Raw genomic sequence first — 18037 nt, forward strand, 5'->3', positions numbered from 1 at the left:
CTTGTGATTCGAGGTAGTACACATGAACGAGCAGACGACTTCCGCCGTGCCGGTAGAGCTGCAGGAACAGCAGCAGGCAATGCTGAAAAGGCTTGCGAGAGTCGAAGGCCAGGTACGCGGTATTCAGGCCATGATCCGGCGTGGCGAGGACTGCGAAGCCATCGCCCAGCAGTTCTCCGCGGCCCGCAGCGCGCTGGACAAGGCGTACCGGCTGATGCTGACCTGCCTGATCGAGGAAGCCCTTCACGATCAAGCCCAGGACACGAGTGAAACGCTGGCACGCGTGCGGGGGATCTTTACCAAGTACACGTGACGAACGAAGGCGTGCCTGACGAACGTTCAGGCACGCAAGTGTGACGCCGGCCTATCACGCCGCAGGCCCTGTAGCGATGAGCTGCTGCCTGCCGCGCAGGCTGGCTGGTTGGCATCGGCAGCGACACGTCGCCCGGAATGCAGAAACGAAAAAAGCGACCCTGAGGTCGCTTTTTTCATACTTCGAAGGCTGCATGCAACCCTTGAAGCGAATTTGGAGCGGGAAACGGGACTAGCACTGACGCGCTAAGCGTATGTTTTCCAACTCTTTTCTTCGCTGAGGGTCTCAACGAAGGCCTCAATTTTAGCCTCGTTTTCGGGCGTCGTCAACGAAGACCGTCCACCAATTTCCACTCGCCGCCAACACCATCCGCTCACCTGCGTGCTACCCCGTGCCGAGGCAGTCCGCTGCATCGCGTACGTGTGCGCGAACTGAGTGCGCATCTCTCAGCCTTGCACAGCTGATCATGCGCAAGGCGGAGCGAGGCAGTCAGTTGCTATGTCGATCTATCAGGATGCCGTGGAAGTCTCACCGGCATCGCCTCCCCCCTGGCCAGCACCAATCAAACCGCATAGACGCAGCGCCGAGGCAAGTCGGTTAGACCCCTTATAGAACACGCGATACGAAATGAGTCTTGATGAAAAAATCAAGGCCGACGACGCTGACAAGCGTGTACAAGCGCAACCAGGTGCGGTCACTAATCGCTCGATGGTCGAAGCATCGCGATTTTCACATATCGAGCGGGCAATGGCCACTGGCCTTGAGCATGTGGACCCAACATGCTTCGGCATACCCCGCCAACGTGCGCCCAAGAAGCCAAACAACAAATGCCGTGACCATACGTCGATCGGCAGCAGAGGAGTCGGTGATGTAGCGCTCCCGCAAGGAGATGGAGACATGCATGAAGAGCTGCCAGCTTCAAAGGTGTTCTATCGTCCGATTGAGGCCGCCATACGCTGGGCAGGATTATGGCGTTACTCGCAAGAAATCCTGTCCTCCATCTCGTCGCCTAGAAATCTGCCGAGAACGCTCAATTGCCCCCGATGGGATGAACTGCGACTCTGCACGGAACGCATCTACGATGCCATCGTCAACGGTGAGCTTCCCTATGGTCGAAACGGCATCACGTTGAACGATGAATCCCTGCTTGATTCCCATGAGTTGACCGTGCGCCACCTCGATCTCAAACACTGGATGCAAACCCACTACCCAGGGCATCGACCTGCTTTTCTTTTCAGTCGCATCGAGCGCATCGCGCACCCCGTCATCACGCTGGAAGCCGGACAGGCCATGTTGGTGGAACGCCAAGCCATGAAGGCGGAGCTTGAGCTTTGTCGTCGCGAACTGCGGAACCTCAAGGAGCGTCACGAAGAACTGCTCAAGCAATCTGGGGCAATCCCAGCCTGCGGCCAGTGTTCTCTCAGTGATCGTGCGGAGGCCACCTACCTGCACATCATTGGCAGCATGTTGGAGCTGATGCTGAGCAGATCTCCTTCGGGCAAGCCGCACTCTTGCTTCAGCACCCAGGAGGCCATCGTCAGTGCGTTGATCGCTCATCGTGGCGGCACCATGGGCATCACCGAGCGCACGCTGAACGGCAAGTTCGCCAGCGCACGGAGGAAGCTGGGCAGCGCTAGCGTAGTTGCTTGAGGTTTTCCAGCTTGTATCTGCAGCCCCGGAAATTGCATTTGCAATGTCTTTCCGCATCCATGTCTATTGAATAGAGGTCACCCCAACAAACGCCACTGAGCGTTAAGGAGTGACCACTATGTCGCAGCCCACTGCACTGCTGCCCGGCGAGCGCCGCATCCTGCGGCTGGACGAAGTCGAGGCCAAATCCGGATTCAAACGCGCGCATATCTACTCGCTCATGAAAAAGGGTGAGTTTCCCCAATCGCTACGCCTCGGCGTTCGTGCTGTCGGATGGGATTCCACCGAGATCGATCTGTGGATCACCGAACGTCTCAAGAACCGTGCGCAGCAGCCAGCTCTCCCGAGCGATGTCTGAGGAGAGCCCTATGCAGGTCGTATCCATCATTTCGACCAAAGGCGGCGTGGGCAAGACCACCGTCGCGGCCAACCTCGGCGCATTCATCGCCGACGCAGGTCTGCGGGTGCTGCTGCTCGACCTGGACATGCAGCCAACCCTGTCGTCCTACTACGAGCTGAAGCATCGCGCACCGGGCGGCATCTACGAGCTTCTGGCTTTCAACGAACGCGACCTGGCGAACCTGGTGTCGCGCACAGTCATCGACAACCTGGATCTGGTGCTGTCCAACGACGAGCACCGGCAGCTCAATACCTTGCTGCTGCACGCCCCAGATGGACGCCTGCGGTTGCGCAACCTGATGCCAACCTTCCAGCCGCACTACGATCTGGTGGTCATAGACACCCAGGGCGCGCGCAGCGTATTGCTGGAAATGGCACTGCTGGCATCCCAGCAGGCCGTGTCGCCCGTCACACCGGAAATCCTGGCTGCACGCGAACTGCGGCGTGGAACCCTGCAATTGGTCGAGGACATCACGCCGTACCGAAAGCTGGGCATTGAACCGCCCGCACTGCAGTTGCTGATAAACCGCGTCCCCGCCGTCTCGTCCAACGCGCGCCTGATCCAGCAGACGCTACGCCTGATCTTCCAGGAGCAGGCCAGCATCCAGGTACTGGCCACTGAAATTCCTGCGATCGAAGCTTTTCCGCGCGCAGCCACCCGAGGCCTGCCTGTTCATCGCGTCGAGCATCGACGGCCTTCGGGCCGTCAGGCATTGGCCGCGTTGGAGATCGTGCGCGGCCTGGCAAATGAGCTATGCCCTCAGTGGCAGGAACGGTTCGCAGCGGTCACCGGCAAGGCCGGAGGGAGGTTCGCCCATGTCGAACGCCCATGAACTGGCCCGCGGCCACAAGCGGTTGCTGCCGCTGATCGAGTATGCCCTGAGCGAAGGATGGGAGGTCGTTCGTACCCCAGGTGGACATCTCAAGTTCACCCGGCCGGGCCTGCCACCGATCTTCACCAGCGCCACCGCCAGCGACCACCGAGCGGGGCTCAACGCCCGCGCCATGCTGCGGCGAGCCCAGCGTGGGCTCGAACCCTCGGAGCTTCCTACGCAGGAAGGAGATGGCCATGCCTGACATCTCCCCCCAGGACGTTGCAAACAAGCTCCTGAGCGATGGCTTCACGCGCAGCGGCCCCGTCGCGAGCAGCTTGAGCGATCCGATTGAGGATACGCCGATGGTCGTGACGCTCGATGAACTGCGGCCGTATGAGCTTGATCCGCGCCTCACCCGCAACCCGCTTTACGACGACATCAAGGCGTCGATTCGCGAACGCGGACTCGACGCTCCCCCGCCCATCACGCGGCGTCCAGGCGCGGATCACTACATCATCCGCAACGGCGGCAATACGCGTCTGGCGATCCTGCGCGAACTCTGGAGCGAGACACGGGACGAGCGCTTCTTCCGCATTGCCTGCCAGTTCCGGCCATGGCCAGAACGCGGAGAAATAGTTTCCTTGACGGGCCATCTCGCGGAAAACGAGCTGCACGGCGGCCTGTCGTTCATCGAGCGCGCATTGGGCGTGCAGAAAGCCCGGGAACTGTATGAAGAGGAAACCGGCAAACCCTTGTCCCAATCCGAGCTGGCACGCCGCCTCAAGGCGGACGGCTATCCCGTGCCGCAACCCCACATCAGCCGGATGCAAGAGGCCATCCAATATCTGCTGCCCGCCATCCCGACCGTGCTTTACGCCGGCCTGGGGCGGCACCAGGTCGAGCAACTGACCAGCCTGCGGCGCGCCGCCGACAGAGTCTGGTCGGCCCGCAATCGCCAGGCCCACTCCCACCTCGATTTCCCCACGTTGTTCCAGGACGTGTTGGCACTGTTCGACAGTGCGGCGGGCGGCTTCAGCGTTCAGCGCGTCCAGGACGAACTGGTCGGCCAGATGGCCGATCTGCTCGACATGGAATACGACACGCTGCTCTTCGAGATTACCGACTCGGATCGGCGCTGGCAGGTCCTCAGCAGCGAGCCTGCCGGCGAACCCGAATCACCTCCCGCGCCAGCACCATCCCTGTCGTCGCCATCGACAGCGTCGACCGGGCAGCCATCCTCGCCCCCGCCACCGGAGCAGACATCGACGACGCCTTCGGCGCCGACAGCCGCGCCGCCCGCACCGGGTCCGGAGGAATCCGACGATGCGCAGCGTGCCACCCTGTTGCAGGAGCACATCGTATCGCCAGCCGGCACAACCGAGCGGCTGCAATCCATCCAGCGCCTGGTCGCGGATCACACCGGCGAGACGTTGCCGGATTTCGAGCGCAACGTCTTGCAGTCGATCCCGATTCAGGCAGGAAGTCTCTATCCGATTACCGACGTCTGGTACATCGAACCCGCGCTGGACGACCCCGATCGCCTGCGCACGCATATCGCGCAGTTCGCCCGCGAGATTGCCGGCGAAGCCGCTCTGCAAGACCTGGTCGAGGCGTGCCAGGAAGGCATCGGTTTTCGATGCCGGCAGCCCGAGGCCGAGCCAACACCCGATCGGCACGCCCAGGCGACGCTGGCACTGCTGCATGCCCTGAGCACGCCTTACTTGGCGACCGATCAGTCGGTCACGAGCATCGATCTTTCGATTCTCACCGAAATGCTGGGAGCGCTTCTACAAGGTACCCCGGCAGTCACCGGAGCGCAGCAAGGCTTGCCACACAGGCTCAGCGACAACGCCCTGGTGAAACTGTTCCGCCTGCTGCGGCTTGCCCGTCGCTTGAGGGACATCGAGACCGGCATCGCCGATGGCGACCATGCCATCACCGGATCATGAGAGGCGTAGCCATGTCCGGACCTCACCCACTTAACCAGGCAGTGATCGCCCAGGCACTTCATGATCTACGCAACGGCCAGTTGCGCCGGGCCAAGTCGATGGGGTTCGACGACAAGGATCTGGATGCCCTCAAGCATCCCGCGATGGCCAGCGTGCTGGCCAACGCCAACGTGTCGTGGTGCTCGGTAGTCGTCAACCGCGATGTGCTGCGTCGTCTGCTGCACCAGGTAGAAGACGTCACCGAGGAGGTGGTGAAGATCGATCGGCTACTGCGCCTGGGCGCCAGCACGGAGCTGATCAGCAAATTCTTCGGCTTGACCCACCAGGAGATCGCCTTGCGTCGCAGTGTCATCGGCCTGCCGAAACGCAAGGGGCGGCATCCGGTATTGACCGAGGAACAGGACACCGACCTGTGGAAGCGCTGGTCCTCGACAGTGAAGGAGCAGGAAGTCGACAGCAACGACGACATGGGAATGCTGGGCGTCGCGGCGGATCTCGCCGAGGCCACTGGGCTGCCTCTGTCCGTGATCTGGAATGCCTTGCGCGGATGGATCGATGAAGGGCTGACCTGATGACGGATGGGCCACACCCTACGCGCGGCCCCGTCCGGCTGGGCGAGCTGTTCGAGCAGGCGCTCGGCCAACTGGCACCTCAACAGCCGCCGCCGGCCCCATCTGCAGTCTCACCACCGACCGACGGCTTTCTCTATAGTGGCAATCGACACGACAGCGTGCCGCGTGCATTGCTGCTGGACCGGCGCCTGACACCGCTTGAACGCAACGGCTGGCAGGTGTTCCGCCTGATGCTGGCGGACGACGGCATCACCGCCATGCCCACCTACGACCAGCTTGCGCCTTGGCTGGCCTCCATGCCTTGTGCCGAGAGGGCATCGCACGAGACGGTGGCCCGAGCGCTGACCGTGCTGCGACTGACGCGCTGGATCAGCCTGGTGCGGCGCCGGCGTGATCCCAGAAGCGGGCGCATTCAGGGCAACCTCTACGTCCTGCACGACGAACCGCTCACCCCTTACGAAGCCATCCAGCTCGATGCCGATTATCTGGAGTTGGTCAGCCAGGCACTGACGCATGCCAGCAAATCCGTCCAGCGCGTGGGCGCGACCACCCTGCAGGAGTTGACGCAAGACCCCATGCTCAGCGGCCGAGTGCTGCCGAGTCGCCTGGAGATTCTGTCACAGCGGCTGTCAGCGCAGGGCTGGAACGGCACATCGAGTTATCCACAGGGCGGCGGCGAACACGATTCCGAAGACGGCTCCGACGACCGTCTTCGGAATCTGGCGAACCTCTCTTCGGATTCCGAAGCAGGCCGGAAAAGCCCGGAAAACGGCGCACTTCGGAATCCGAAGTCGAACCGTACAGTACGTATAAAAGAAAGTATTAAAGAAGTACGTACAGTACCGCGCGCGCAAGAAGAACGTCAGCAACTGCAGTTGCCCAGGCGCTTCCTGGCGCTGAAGGCGGAGCAGCAGAACGGCGCGCTGGCCGCGATGCAGTCAGTGGATCACGATCTGCGGCAAGCCCTGCTGGACGAATGGGATGCACGCTGCGCCTCCACGACGGTCCGCAATCCCACCGGCTACCTGTTCGGCATCATTCAGAAGGCCTTACGGGGAGAATTTCGCACCTGGGCTGCACAGAAGGCGCCTGCGGCGCCAGTCAACAGGACACCAGAGCCCGATCCGCCGCCCGCCACACCTGCTGATGCGGAAGTCGCGAAAGCTCATCTGGCGCGCCTGCAGGAACTGTTGCGCTCGACCTGACACGCCCGCGAGCCGGCACGGCGTCGAGAGTCATCAGCCCGGAAGCTGCTCTGCAATGTCCAAGGTGTTCCACCGTCGCCTATACCCCGGGTATAGCGGAACACACCGCCTTCCGCCCGCAGCGGCCCTGATCCACACCGTGCTCCCCCGGCAGCATCCACTGAGCGCCATGGACGCCTATACCCCGGGTATAGCGCAACACGCAGCCTTCCGGTGCGGCATCGCAACGGTGCTTCCGAACGATGCGCGCGGCTGGCCGCTCCGACAAATCAGGCAAGCGGCGGGTTCGGTTTGATGACTGACGGCCTTCCGGCCAACCCGGATGCTGACGACTCATTCATCACCGAGAGTCGTCACCATGGCCCAAGAGAACAATGCCACCGAATCCCTTCAGTTGAACCTGGGATCGCTGCGCAGCGCGATGTCCCTGACCCTGCACACCCACCATGCGTCCCGCATCTGGCATGGCCGCGCCCCGGCCGAAGGCAGGCCCGGCATCATCGGCCTCAACGGCTTTGTCTCCATCATGAACAAGCTCAAGCGCGGCGCCGAACAGGACGACCCCTATTCGGACTGGTGGATGCTGCGCATCGAGGACAAGCTATCCACCACCAAGGAACAGCTCCAGACCCTGCGCCAGCAAGTAGACCAGGCACTGGCCGGCGTGCCGCCTGCGTTGAGCCTGGGCGAGAACCTCAACGTCCAGCCGGTCAAGCTGCCGCTGTTCGTGTCCTCGCAGTTGGGCTTCATGGCGGTGTATCTGCTGGCGGACTACGACGATCTTGCCCGACGTCTGATCCTGGCCCACCACACCGCGCTGATCGATCGCTCGACGCTCGAACGCTGGCTCAACGACGGCGCGCACTCATTGCGCAGCCTGTTCTCTCTGGCGCAGCAGTACCGGTATTCCGGCACCACGCGCGACGACTTCGCGGCGAAGAATGCCGCAGCACGGGCGGCGCTGGAAAAGTACGGTGAATTGCCCCAGGACGTGCTCGAAGGTACCCGGCGCAGCCGCTTCGCGCCGCCGATCGCACGCCGTGGCCTGCAGCAGCGCACCGCCCCCGAAACCGAACCAGCCAGCGAGCCGGATGCTGCGGCAGACCCCGCCGAAGCAGCCTCATCCGACGAGGGTGAGTCAGCATGACAGTACGCGAACCGAACCAACGCCGGCACTTCCAGCCCCTGGAACAGGCGGACTTCATCCAGTTGGAACAGGCGGGCTATCTAAAAGGCCTTTTAAGGGCTTTTAAGGGTAAAGGGGATCTCGAAGACTGGGTCAACCGGTGTCACGCGCTCAGGGATGAGTTGATTGACCTGGCGCAGCGGCGCGTGCTGGCGCAGGCGCGAGGCTATCCCTTCCGTCTGCTGTCCATTGAACTGGCCCAGCAGCGTACCGGCGCAGGCACGACCTTTCTGCGCTGGCGCAAGCACGACCGCTCGGCGATGGGCGTCGCCCTCTGGCAGGAGGTCATGGCCTCCACGGCCACGCCGGTGAATCTGCTGGAGGATCTGCTCGCGCTGGAACAGCAGCGCATCGCGTTGAACATGCAGATCAGTCTGCTGCATACCCTCGGCCGGCAGGCCCAGGACTGCGCCGGCAAGATGGCCCAGGCCGAGGACGCTTATCTGCGCCGGCTCAAATCCATTCCCGCCGCAATGCACGATCGGTGATTGCGCCAGGCATCCCAGCACGCGCCCGGGGCCGACTTGGCACGGGCATTTCAACCACCACGGAGATCACAACATGAGCACGCATTTTTCTGGAGAAGGCAACATCGGCTCGCCGCCCGAGTACCGCGAGTTCCCGAATGGCAACGACGAACCCAGTCGCCTGCTGCGCCTGAACGTCTATTTCGACAACCCGGTGCCCAAGAAGGACGGCACCTTCGAGGACCGTGGTGGCTTCTGGGCGCCGGTCGAAATCTGGCACCGCGATGCCGAGCACTGGAAGGATCTGTACCAGAAAGGCATGCGCGTTCTGGTCATCGGCCGCATGGAGCGCGAACCCTGGGAGGACAAGGATGAGAAGCCGCGCGAGACCTGGCAGATCAATGCGCGCAGCGTCGGCATCCTGCCGTACCGGATCGAGTCGGTCACGCTCAGCCCGAAGCCGACATCAGCGGAGCAGCCGCCACCGTCGGAGTAGGCGCATCTCCAGGGGCGAGCCTACCGAGGCTCGCTCCGTCTTCCTGTCTTCGGGAAGCGAGGTTCCACCAACATCCACCGCGTTTTCGCGCGCCCAGCGCAAGAAGCTCCAGTACACATCAACACTTCGCACGCCCAACGCCCCCGGTCGGATATGCCGCCGTTTCCGTGATCAAAGCGGGTGCCTGCACATTCCTCTTGTTTGCGGTGAGGTTCGCAACATCCAGACATGCTGCTGCCCAGATACATCGGCAATGTGATTTGGATGGACAGGCATGCGGCTATTTCTCTGCGAAAAACCTTCGCAAGGCAAGGACATCGGGCGCCTGTTGGGCGCAAGGCAGCGCGGCAATGGTTGCCTCAACGGCCCCGGCGTTGTCGTGACGTGGTGCATTGGCCACCTTGTCGAAGCCGCGCCGCCGGAAGCCTATGACGAACAGCTCAAGCGCTGGACGATCGAGCAACTTCCCATTATTCCCCAGCACTGGCGGGTTGAGGTCAAACCCAAGACCGCAGCGCAATTCAAGGTCGTCAAAGACCTTCTGAGCAAGGCGACCGAACTGGTCATCGCCACCGACGCCGATCGCGAAGGCGAACTGATTGCGCGCGAGATCATCGATCTCTGTGGCTATCGCGGCCCCATTCAACGGCTGTGGTTGTCAGCACTGAACGACGCCTCGATCCATGCCGCGCTCGGCAAGCTGAAGCCTTCGGGCGACACGCTGCCCATGTATCACTCGGCGCTGGCGCGCTCCAGAGCGGACTGGCTGGTGGGGATGAACCTGAGCCGCCTGTTCACCCTCCTGGGGCGCCGGGCCGGCTATGACGGCGTGCTGTCGGTCGGACGCGTGCAGACCCCCACGCTCAGACTGGTGGTCGATCGCGATCGTGAAATCGCGGCCTTCGTCTCCGTCCCGTTCTGGTCCATCGAAGTGGCGCTGTCCTGCACAGGCCAGACATTCACCGCGCAGTGGCTGCCGCCATCGGCCAGTACCGACGATGCAGGCCGTTGCCTGCAGGAGCCTGTTGCGCAGCAGGCGGTGCAGCGCATCCGCGCCGCTGGCGCTGCTCAGATGGTATCGGTCGAGACCGAACGCATGCGCGAAGGCGCGCCATTGCCGTTTGATCTCGGCACCTTGCAGGAAGTGTGTTCCAAGCAGTTCGGCCTCGATGTCCAGGAGACGCTAGAGATCGCCCAATCCCTGTACGAGACGCACAAGGCCACCACCTATCCACGTAGCGACTCCGGCTATCTTCCCGAAAGCATGCATGCCGAAGCGCCCACGGTGCTCGACAGTCTGCTCAAGACCGATCCGAGCCTGCGCCCGATCATCGACCAGCTCGACCGCACCCAGCACTCGCGCGCCTGGAACGACGCCAAGGTATCGGCCCACCACGGCATCATCCCCACGCTCGAACCCGCCAACCTGTCGGCGATGAGCGAGAAGGAACTGGCCGTCTACCGCCTGATCCGCGCCCACTACCTGGCGCAATTTCTTCCGCCGCACGAGTTCGACCGCACGACAGCAAGGTTCTCTTGCGGCGACCAGACATTGCAGGCCGTGGGCAAGCACGTAGTCGTGCCGGGTTGGCGCCTGGTACTGGCCGAGCCGCAACCCGACGATGCCGGCGATGACGCCGCACCCCGCAGCCAGGTGCTGCCAGCGCTACACCAAGGGCTGGCGTGCCAGGTGGCTGGGGTCGATCTGAAGGCGCTCAAGACGCTGCCGCCGCGCCCGTACACCCAAGGTGAGTTGGTCAAGGCGATGAAAAGCGTCGCCAAACTGGTGTCAGACCCACGCCTGAAACAGAAGCTGAAAGATTCCGTGGGCATCGGCACCGAAGCGACCCGCGCCAATATCATCGGCGGCCTGCTGAACCGTGGCTACCTGATCAAGAAAGGACGGGCCATCCGCGCCTCGGATGCCGCCTTCACGCTCATCGACACCGTGCCCGCCGCGATCGCCGATCCCGGCACAACCGCGGTGTGGGAACAGGCGCTCGACATGATCGAAACCGGACAGCTCGCGCTCGATACCTTCATCGACAAGCAGGCGGCCTGGGTCACGCAGTTGATTGCGCAGTACCGTGGCACCTCGCTGTCCATCAAGATTCCCGAGGGGCCAGCATGCCCGCAGTGTGGCGGTGCCACGCGCCAGCGCAGCGGCAAGAGCGGTCCATTCTGGTCCTGCGCGAAATACCCCGACTGCAAGGGAACGCTGCCCATCGAATCGGGCAAGCGTGCCGCGCCGCGCAAGCGCCGCGGTGGCCCGAAGGCCTCCTGAAAGACAGAGAACCCGTCGTCGCGTTGACCACCCCCGGCAACGTGACCACCGCCCCGCAGCCCTGCGAGGCTCCCAGCACGCGATACCTTCTGTTGCGGTGTGCGCGCCCCTTGCGAGGGGCGAGAAGGCCTTTTTTCCTCGAATCACGCACCGCGTATTCCCTCGATCAGTAACAGTCCCGCCCGCTGCGAAGGGTCTCCTGATGCCTTGCCTGCCATGGGGGTCGAGGCATCAGGAGACCCTTCAGGGTTGGCGGTATTCGACACCGGCGCCCACCGGTGAAAAGAACGGGCTCCCTTTGTGCGCGGATGTGCGCCAGACGATGCCGGCCCCAACCACGACAAGGGCCGGGTGAATGCTGAGACAGCGAACGGTTCCACCGACGACCGCAACCTGAACCAGTACACGGGTGGTTTCCTCCTCCAAGCCGAAGGCGGCCAGCCTTCGGCGTGTTTTCTCCTGCGCATCCGCCATGACGACCCGGCAATTCTGCCTCGGTCACACGAACAGGAGACACCCGAACGAATCCTCAACCACAAGCCGGCCGCCGAGGCGCCGCGCTACAAGGCGATTGGCAATTCGATGGCGGTGCCGTGCATGGCCTGGCTGGGCCGGCGCCTGCTGCAGACTCTGGACAACGCGGGGCGCACGACTGCGCATTGATCAGCGACACCACGCAACGGCAGGCGCATTGTCGGGCCTGCATCGCTGATTCGTCAGCCGTTGCCAGCAGCCAGGGTCGTGCAGGCTGCGTCGCGGACCCTCCGCGCCGACCGTCCTTGTCCGCATCGCATCGTGCCGCGGACACGCGCCCATTCCGGGCGTCGATGCTGCTTCTCCCTCGGGCCGACCGGCCCATTCCCCTTCCCACCGGCATCCGCCTGTTCAGTGCCCCGTCGCACCGGGCAGCGCTGTGCCTGTCCGGTGCAAACCATTATCCAAGGAGTCATCTCATGAGAACCCTTCGTCTCAAGACCAACCAGCACAGCCTCATCGCCAATCTGCGCCATGCGTTCAACCAGGGCTCGATGCTGGGCGAACTGTTACAGAACGCCCGCCGCGCCCAGGCCAGCGCGATCCACATCACGGTGAACCAGGACAGCCTGACCATCACCGACGATGGCATCGGCATTAGCGACCTGCAGACCTTGATCTTCATCGCCGAATCCGGCTGGGACAAGCAACTCAAGGCGCGCGAGAACGCCTTCGGCCTCGGTGTGCTCTCGACCTTGTACTTCGCCAAGACTCTGACGGTGCATTCGCGCGACAAACTGTTCAGCGCGCGAACCGCCGAGATCATTGCCGGCGAGCCGATCGAGGAAGACATCGCAGGCTTCCATCTGGAGGGCACCGCCATCCACCTCGAAGGCGTCAAGCCGGTGCAGGCCGGGCAGGATCTGCCCACCTGGGTGGAGCACGAGCTCCAGCGTCTGTGCGAAGCCTTTCCGGTGCCGGTCTGGCTCAACGGCGCTGAAGTGCCACGCCCGTTGGCGAAGCCCGATCTGCACTGGCGCGAGACGTCCATGGGCAAGGTCTTGATCAATCTGTCCGGTACGCGCACGCAGTGGCGCTGCTTTCTTCAGGGACTGCCCATCGGCGGACGACCTATCGACAGGCTGCCCACGAGCCAGGAACGCCAGGTCGTCCTGCTGCCTGACAACACGCTGGCGAAGCTCCCGGATCGGCAGCACCTGCTGAACGAGACGGAAGATCATCCACGTATCCAGGCTGCGGTCGATCAGGCCTACCGCGAGGCACTGATCGAGAAGAAGCAGGCGCTTGCCGCCAGCGACTTCGTCACGCACTACGCGCATGTCTGCCTCAACTCGTCGAACGCCGATCTGCTCAACGACGTGCCCTTCGTTCCTCTGTCCTGGTTCCGGGACTGGGACGAAGAGCCGGCCGGCTATCGTCAATACTGGCGGCGTTATCTGGGCGGAAATGGCGTGATCGCCCAACAGGCCCTGGAAGTGCTTGGTGTCTGGCAGATCGAGCCCGACGACGAAACCGCGCCGACCGCCGAGATCTACCTGGAAGCGGCCAAAGCGTATGTACTCGACGAGCCCGGTCTGGATGACGGCCACTGGCTCAAGCGTCTGATCAAGGTCGTCAGCCCTGAGCAGGTGCGCATCAGAACCGGCACCACCTTGCATCGAGAGGTCAATCCCGGACTTGCCGACTACGAGGTGGAGCTGGAATTGGTCGATACCCTGCATGTCGGGCTGGAGGGCCATCTCGGGACGGTGGAGTACGCAGTGGAGGCCGTGCGCAAGGGATACACGCTCTACCTGACCCCCTCGGCGGGGGCCAGAACCGGGCTGGTCTGCGACTATGTGTTCGACGATCGCTACGGTGAGGATCGTGAAGACGAGGACGCACTCCTGATCGAAACCTTCATCGCCGTAGGCTGCTCGTCATCAGCCGATCGCGTGGTCCAGGCGCTGCTGCCGTACGCGCTGCGCCATGGCGTGCAACCCAAGCTGGCCGGCGCCACCGTGCGCCTGGTCTTCGATGACACCGGCAAATTGCAGGCGGTCACTGCCTGATCGGTGCCATCTCTCCACGCCCCCGATTTCGGGGGCGTTTTTTCTTCTTGTGGGCCGACGAAAAACCGGTTCTCGCTACCGGGTGCGGGCGAATCCGGCTGTGCTGATTTCCCGTTTCCGGATGACGCGGACAGTACCAGAACCGATGCTGGCATCCGCTGTTGCCGACATTGTCGGCTTCGCCAGCAGCCAGGGTTTCAGGCTGCCGTGGAGCTTGCTCCATGCCACCCGCCAGTTCGCCGTCGCATCGCTCGGGCGAACGCTGCCCATGCGGGCATCGATGCCTCTTTCTCCAACCTACGGGATGAGCGCTTCGTCCCGCAGGGGCGTGGCGTTTCCCGACTGATCTCAAGGAATGTCCATGGAAACCATCACCACGCAAGACCGCATCACCCTGATACACCTCAAGGTCGCAGATTTCGCCAGCGAAGAGACGCTGTGCTTCACTGCCACCGTGCTGTTCGATGGCGTTGCCATTGCCGATGCCCGCAACGACGGGCACGGCGGTTCCACCTGCATCCGCGCACTCGACGGCCAGGCTGCATGGCTGGCCGAGGCCGAAGCCTTCGCCAGGAGCCTGCCCCCCGATACGCTGGAGGGCGGCATCTCCGGCGAGGACGACGACCCGCTGGTCATCGACATCACGCTCGACTATCTGGTCGATCATCTGGCTGAAGCACAGCATGCCGAACGCAAGCTACGCACCGCCTACACCCGCGACATCGCCAACAAGGTGCTGTTCATCAGGGACGGCAAGCTGCTGTTCCTGAAAGGCATCAAGCTCAAGGCCATCGCCGACCGCGCCGGGTACTTTGCGGCGCTGCGCGCACGGCAGGAAACACCCATCATCATTCTGGCCGAGCTGCCGCCGGATGAGGCTTTCGCCTTGTGGAAGCAGCATGTACTGGGCGGCGAATCGTCCTGATCCCCAAGGCTTCCCGAGCCTCCACAGCCCCGCGATTGCGGGGCTTTTTTTCGTCCATCAATCGGGACGCCTCGGATTCCCATTTGCGCATGACGCCGGCCTAGCGCCGGCGGAAGCTGTCGGCATGCGTCGCTGACCTCGTCAGCACCATGCCAGCAGCCAGGGTTTCAGGCTGCCGCGGGATTCCCCTCCCGTGCGACCCACACCAGTCCGCCATCGCATCGAGTCCGCGGACGCGCGCCCTCACGGCGCCGATGCCGATTCATCCACCGCCAGCGGGAGCAGCCATCCCGTCCAGGGCCATGGCGATCCTGCTTCCTGAAAGGAGCTCCGCCATGTCCCAGCAAGCCTCGTTCGGCCACTTGGCCCTGATCTACGCCGGCAAACACCTGCCGCTCCAAGTGCTTCACAGCGCCGCCGGCCACTACATCGGTACGCGCGACATCGAAGGCCCCGTCTCCCGCGAGTCGGCCGAGTACTTCCGCAGTTCGGCGGCAGCCCAGCGAGCCCTCGACCGAGGCGGCTGGACCCAGCTGCCCACCCCTTGATCCCCATCCATGAGGAGACCGTCATGAATCAGCTTCTACCAACCGACGTCGTCGATCAGATCATGCGTGAAACGCGCCATTTCGAGCGTGCGCCCGAGGCCTTTTTCGAGGCTTGGAAACGCGGTGCGGAAATCGCCGGGCCCGAGTGGTTTGGCGATGGCACCCGCGAAGGCCTGCGCCGTGCCGCCAGCAAGTGGGACTTGCGTCCGAACCTGCTGGAACTCAACGACGCCCTGGGCGTTTTGAGCGGCGGACAGCGCATGTTCCTGTCCGCGATGGTGAGCTTCTACAACTCGCGCGAGGGCGCCGCGATGCTCAAGCGCTGCGGCTTCGAGGGGCTTTCCGACCTCGGTGGCCTGGATCTGGAGCGGCGTCAGGTGATCGCCGATCTGGTACTCAACTACAGCGGCTGGTAGGTCCGAACGACCGACCACCGCCATTTTCTCAACCCCCAGCGAGGGACATCCGTCCCTTCGGGGCGGTGTCCCTCCATTCTTCCCACAGGAGCGACCCATGTCCCGAAATCCATCCTTTGCCGTCGTCCTCGAAGGAGGCCTGGTGCAGGCCATCGTCGTGCAGGACTGGCCCGATCATCTGCCGCTGCCGCCATTCGCGGTAGTGGACTACGACACCGAAGGCGCGGCCGACGACGAAATCGTCTGCTTCGACATCGGCAACTCCGAAGCCGAAGCCCTGTGCCGCAGCGACACCCCCACGGTGTTCGAGTCCTTGCCGGACGCGCTGTCACCACGGGTTGTGCTTGCCGCACTGGGCGAGCCCGTCCTGGATGACGCACCCAAACCGCTGGCGATCGCCCGCCGGGTGCGGCAGAACGTCCTCGATCTGGATGCCCGGATCAACACCAGCGAGCAGGCACCGACGGGCGACGACTACAACGCGCTCTAGGTCTTGGCCAACTGCGGCCTGATCGAACTGCTGAAGTCTCTGGGCGACCCCACCGACTTCGGCGAATAGCGCTTTTCCACCTTTGCCCGAAGCCACGGTTTCGGGTTCATCCCCGCGGATGCCATGTCCGCAGGGGCTGGCTCCGCATCACCAACCAGGAGCCACCCCATGGCAAACAACTACTACGACGCCACCGGCGTCCTCGTTCTCGACCAAGTCACCCCGGTGATTACCGCGCTGTTCGGCGGTTTGAAGCTGGATGCCTCATACCCCGGCGACGGCGAGGTCTACATCGCCCAGATTGCCGAAGACAGCGGCGCGCATTGGGACGATGTCTGCGAAGACCTCGTTGCACTGGCCCAGTCGCTGGGGCTGTCCGTGCCCAGCGAGGGCCCTCCCACGATGGACGACGTTCTGGCCGTGCTTTCCAGGCATTTCGGCACCGACCAGGACGAAGATCTGCAGCACCTGATCGAACACCATCGTTTCGAGGACGACTCGGATCTCGACGCGCTGTTCCTGATCGCCACGCGACTCGACGATGGTCACGGCCTCAAGGAGATTCGCTTCGAGGGTTGCTGGTATTGCAGCAAACCACGCCTCTTCAACTTCGGCGGTGACGGTTCTTTCATCAGCCGCGAGTTCTCGGTCTTCGGTGCCTCCGGTCAGGTGCTCGATCTCGGCAACCGTATCCGGCAAGCCCTTCTGATTCAGAACCTGGAGGCTGCTGCCAATCTGTTCGCCCGGGAAACACAACGCCTGCTCGCCGGCATCACCGACGAAACGCAGCGCCGGCAATTGCAACACCGCCTGTCCGAGCTGTTGAGCTGACAGGCCGCGATACGACGCTTGATCCATACCGGTGCCGCCTGCCGGCACCACTTCCTTTCCCACTGGGTCGATCCCCGGTGGGGGTTGGCCCTGCGTCACCCCTCACCGGAGAATCAAACCATGGACCATTCATCCAATCCTTTCGCCCGCGGCTACTACGGTTTCGAGATTCGGCGCCTTGCCGTCATCAGCTACGACGAGCGCCACCCGCAAACCTTTCTGCCGCTGCATCCATCGCAGGCTCATCTACCCGATGACAAGGTGGCGTACCAAGCGTGCATCTTCAACGATGATTTCGTGCTGATCACCGAAGGCCAAACGGTGCCCGCCGAACTCGATGCCTTGTGCGGCGGCAGCGGCGCCGTGCAGGCCGTGTACCACAGCATCTATGGCCGAACCCTCGATAGAGGCTTCATCCATGTGGGCGACAGCTACACACTGGAATATGCCCAAGCGGTGGTGCGCAATCTGCAGTTCGAGACGGGCTTCTACAGCCGTGCCTGGGAGATCAGCACGGCCCACATCACCGAAGCATCGGGCCGCTACCTGTGCGAACTGGCGGATATCGCCACACCGAGCGGGTTCCTGTTCGTCGCCTTTCGCATCCCGTACAGCCCAGCCATCGGCGTCAAGCTGATCGCCACACCCTGGACGGATGAGAACCTGATGCACGTCGAAGGCATCACCGCCGAGCAACTGCGCCGGGAGCACCTGTCCAAGGGTATGCCCGAGGATCTGGCCGACGTACTGGCGCTGGCCGGACAGGCTGACGTAAGGGTGCTGGTATTCGATGCTGATGCCAACGAGCTGGACGGTCTGACCGTCTTCGAGGAAGAGGACGACACCCCCTCTGTGGACACCTGACCAGTCATGTCCCCCCGAGCCCCTCCGATGAGGGGCTTTTTTCTGCCTCGGGAATGCGGTGCAGGCCGGTTCGGTTTATCG

General features: G+C 63.1%; 20 protein-coding genes. All 20 read left to right on the top strand.

What is annotated here, in order from left to right; all coding sequences use genetic code 11:
* Nucleotides 1–22 precede the first annotated feature (22 nt).
* Nucleotides 23–313, top strand: a complete 291-nt coding sequence (locus B597_RS24520) for a metal-sensing transcriptional repressor (protein ID WP_003296442.1) — start codon at nucleotides 23–25, stop codon at nucleotides 311–313.
* Nucleotides 314–1210: 897 nt separating this feature from the next.
* A complete protein-coding gene (locus B597_RS24525) occupies nucleotides 1211–1963 on the top strand; it encodes a hypothetical protein (protein WP_003296443.1) in 753 nt (250 codons plus the stop codon).
* A gap of 118 nt (nucleotides 1964–2081) precedes the next feature.
* Complete coding sequence (locus tag B597_RS24530) at nucleotides 2082–2321, top strand: AlpA family transcriptional regulator (RefSeq protein WP_003296444.1); 240 nt, start codon at nucleotides 2082–2084, stop codon at nucleotides 2319–2321.
* 10 nt (nucleotides 2322–2331) lie between these two features.
* A complete protein-coding gene (locus tag B597_RS24535; RefSeq protein WP_003296445.1) occupies nucleotides 2332–3195 on the top strand; it encodes a ParA family protein in 864 nt (287 codons plus the stop codon).
* The gene (locus B597_RS24540) at nucleotides 3179–3439 is read left to right on the top strand and encodes a type II toxin-antitoxin system HicA family toxin (RefSeq protein WP_003296446.1); all 261 of its coding nucleotides are present in this window, start codon (nucleotides 3179–3181) and stop codon (nucleotides 3437–3439) included. The genes B597_RS24535 and B597_RS24540 overlap by 17 nt, the downstream gene beginning before the upstream one ends.
* A complete protein-coding gene (locus B597_RS24545) occupies nucleotides 3432–5126 on the top strand; it encodes a ParB family protein (RefSeq protein ID WP_003296447.1) in 1695 nt (564 codons plus the stop codon). The genes B597_RS24540 and B597_RS24545 overlap by 8 nt, the downstream gene beginning before the upstream one ends.
* Nucleotides 5127–5137: 11 nt before the next feature.
* Nucleotides 5138–5698 carry a DUF2857 domain-containing protein gene (locus tag B597_RS24550; RefSeq protein WP_003296448.1) on the top strand — a complete coding sequence of 187 codons (561 nt, stop codon included), beginning with the start codon at nucleotides 5138–5140 and terminating at the stop codon, nucleotides 5696–5698.
* Complete coding sequence (locus B597_RS24555) at nucleotides 5698–6903, top strand: STY4528 family pathogenicity island replication protein (RefSeq protein ID WP_003296449.1); 1206 nt, start codon at nucleotides 5698–5700, stop codon at nucleotides 6901–6903. The genes B597_RS24550 and B597_RS24555 overlap by 1 nt, the downstream gene beginning before the upstream one ends.
* 358 nt (nucleotides 6904–7261) lie before the next feature.
* Nucleotides 7262–8050, top strand: coding sequence for a PFL_4669 family integrating conjugative element protein (locus tag B597_RS24560; RefSeq protein ID WP_003296450.1), 789 nt, complete (start codon nucleotides 7262–7264; stop codon nucleotides 8048–8050).
* The gene (locus tag B597_RS24565) at nucleotides 8047–8577 is read left to right on the top strand and encodes a DUF3158 family protein (protein WP_015879464.1); all 531 of its coding nucleotides are present in this window, start codon (nucleotides 8047–8049) and stop codon (nucleotides 8575–8577) included. Before B597_RS24560 ends, B597_RS24565 begins: the two co-directional genes overlap by 4 nt.
* A 73-nt stretch (nucleotides 8578–8650) precedes the next feature.
* Entirely contained in the window at nucleotides 8651–9052 is a 402-nt protein-coding gene (locus B597_RS24570; RefSeq protein WP_003296452.1) for a single-stranded DNA-binding protein, read from the top strand.
* A gap of 274 nt (nucleotides 9053–9326) precedes the next feature.
* Nucleotides 9327–11336, top strand: a complete 2010-nt coding sequence (locus B597_RS24575) for a DNA topoisomerase III (protein WP_003296453.1) — start codon at nucleotides 9327–9329, stop codon at nucleotides 11334–11336.
* Between the two features lie 351 nt (nucleotides 11337–11687).
* Nucleotides 11688–11999 (top strand): hypothetical protein, encoded by a 312-nt coding sequence (locus B597_RS47475; protein ID WP_003296454.1) that lies wholly within the window; start codon nucleotides 11688–11690, stop codon nucleotides 11997–11999.
* Nucleotides 12000–12289: 290 nt separating this feature from the next.
* Nucleotides 12290–13882, top strand: a complete 1593-nt coding sequence (locus B597_RS24585) for an ATP-binding protein (RefSeq protein ID WP_003296455.1) — start codon at nucleotides 12290–12292, stop codon at nucleotides 13880–13882.
* A 361-nt stretch (nucleotides 13883–14243) separates the two neighbouring features.
* On the top strand, nucleotides 14244–14807 hold the full coding sequence (locus B597_RS24595; protein WP_003296457.1) for a hypothetical protein: 564 nt from the start codon (nucleotides 14244–14246) through the stop codon (nucleotides 14805–14807).
* 335 nt (nucleotides 14808–15142) lie between these two features.
* Complete coding sequence (locus B597_RS24600) at nucleotides 15143–15355, top strand: hypothetical protein (RefSeq protein ID WP_003296458.1); 213 nt, start codon at nucleotides 15143–15145, stop codon at nucleotides 15353–15355.
* Between the two features lie 23 nt (nucleotides 15356–15378).
* Nucleotides 15379–15771: a hypothetical protein gene (locus B597_RS24605; protein WP_003296459.1), complete on the top strand. Its 393-nt coding sequence runs from the start codon at nucleotides 15379–15381 to the stop codon at nucleotides 15769–15771.
* A gap of 97 nt (nucleotides 15772–15868) precedes the next feature.
* A complete protein-coding gene (locus tag B597_RS24610; protein WP_003296460.1) occupies nucleotides 15869–16261 on the top strand; it encodes a hypothetical protein in 393 nt (130 codons plus the stop codon).
* A 168-nt stretch (nucleotides 16262–16429) separates the two neighbouring features.
* Nucleotides 16430–17092 (top strand): hypothetical protein, encoded by a 663-nt coding sequence (locus B597_RS24615; protein WP_003296461.1) that lies wholly within the window; start codon nucleotides 16430–16432, stop codon nucleotides 17090–17092.
* 120 nt (nucleotides 17093–17212) lie between these two features.
* On the top strand, nucleotides 17213–17956 hold the full coding sequence (locus tag B597_RS24620) for a DUF5983 family protein (RefSeq protein ID WP_015879472.1): 744 nt from the start codon (nucleotides 17213–17215) through the stop codon (nucleotides 17954–17956).
* Nucleotides 17957–18037 lie beyond the last annotated feature (81 nt).

This window comes from Stutzerimonas stutzeri KOS6, from assembly GCF_000307775.2.
GTDB lineage: Bacteria > Pseudomonadota > Gammaproteobacteria > Pseudomonadales > Pseudomonadaceae > Stutzerimonas > Stutzerimonas stutzeri_B.

Bases quoted from the DNA above. Each gene is read 5' to 3' on its own strand.
- B597_RS24600 (WP_003296458.1), top strand. From the start codon at position 15,143: ATGTCCCAGCAAGCCTCGTTCGGCCACTTGGCCCTGATCTACGCCGGC.
- B597_RS24610 (WP_003296460.1), top strand. From the start codon at position 15,869: ATGTCCCGAAATCCATCCTTTGCCGTCGTCCTCGAAGGAGGCCTGGTG.
- B597_RS24575 (WP_003296453.1), top strand. From the start codon at position 9,327: ATGCGGCTATTTCTCTGCGAAAAACCTTCGCAAGGCAAGGACATCGGG.
- B597_RS24535 (WP_003296445.1), top strand. From the start codon at position 2,332: ATGCAGGTCGTATCCATCATTTCGACCAAAGGCGGCGTGGGCAAGACC.
- B597_RS24530 (WP_003296444.1), top strand. From the start codon at position 2,082: ATGTCGCAGCCCACTGCACTGCTGCCCGGCGAGCGCCGCATCCTGCGG.
- B597_RS24585 (WP_003296455.1), top strand. From the start codon at position 12,290: ATGAGAACCCTTCGTCTCAAGACCAACCAGCACAGCCTCATCGCCAAT.
- B597_RS24525 (WP_003296443.1), top strand. From the start codon at position 1,211: ATGCATGAAGAGCTGCCAGCTTCAAAGGTGTTCTATCGTCCGATTGAG.
- B597_RS24605 (WP_003296459.1), top strand. From the start codon at position 15,379: ATGAATCAGCTTCTACCAACCGACGTCGTCGATCAGATCATGCGTGAA.
- B597_RS24570 (WP_003296452.1), top strand. From the start codon at position 8,651: ATGAGCACGCATTTTTCTGGAGAAGGCAACATCGGCTCGCCGCCCGAG.
- B597_RS24615 (WP_003296461.1), top strand. From the start codon at position 16,430: ATGGCAAACAACTACTACGACGCCACCGGCGTCCTCGTTCTCGACCAA.
- B597_RS24540 (WP_003296446.1), top strand. From the start codon at position 3,179: ATGTCGAACGCCCATGAACTGGCCCGCGGCCACAAGCGGTTGCTGCCG.
- B597_RS24565 (WP_015879464.1), top strand. From the start codon at position 8,047: ATGACAGTACGCGAACCGAACCAACGCCGGCACTTCCAGCCCCTGGAA.
- B597_RS24550 (WP_003296448.1), top strand. From the start codon at position 5,138: ATGTCCGGACCTCACCCACTTAACCAGGCAGTGATCGCCCAGGCACTT.
- B597_RS24555 (WP_003296449.1), top strand. From the start codon at position 5,698: ATGACGGATGGGCCACACCCTACGCGCGGCCCCGTCCGGCTGGGCGAG.
- B597_RS24560 (WP_003296450.1), top strand. From the start codon at position 7,262: ATGGCCCAAGAGAACAATGCCACCGAATCCCTTCAGTTGAACCTGGGA.
- B597_RS24620 (WP_015879472.1), top strand. From the start codon at position 17,213: ATGGACCATTCATCCAATCCTTTCGCCCGCGGCTACTACGGTTTCGAG.
- B597_RS24520 (WP_003296442.1), top strand. From the start codon at position 23: ATGAACGAGCAGACGACTTCCGCCGTGCCGGTAGAGCTGCAGGAACAG.
- B597_RS24595 (WP_003296457.1), top strand. From the start codon at position 14,244: ATGGAAACCATCACCACGCAAGACCGCATCACCCTGATACACCTCAAG.
- B597_RS24545 (WP_003296447.1), top strand. From the start codon at position 3,432: ATGCCTGACATCTCCCCCCAGGACGTTGCAAACAAGCTCCTGAGCGAT.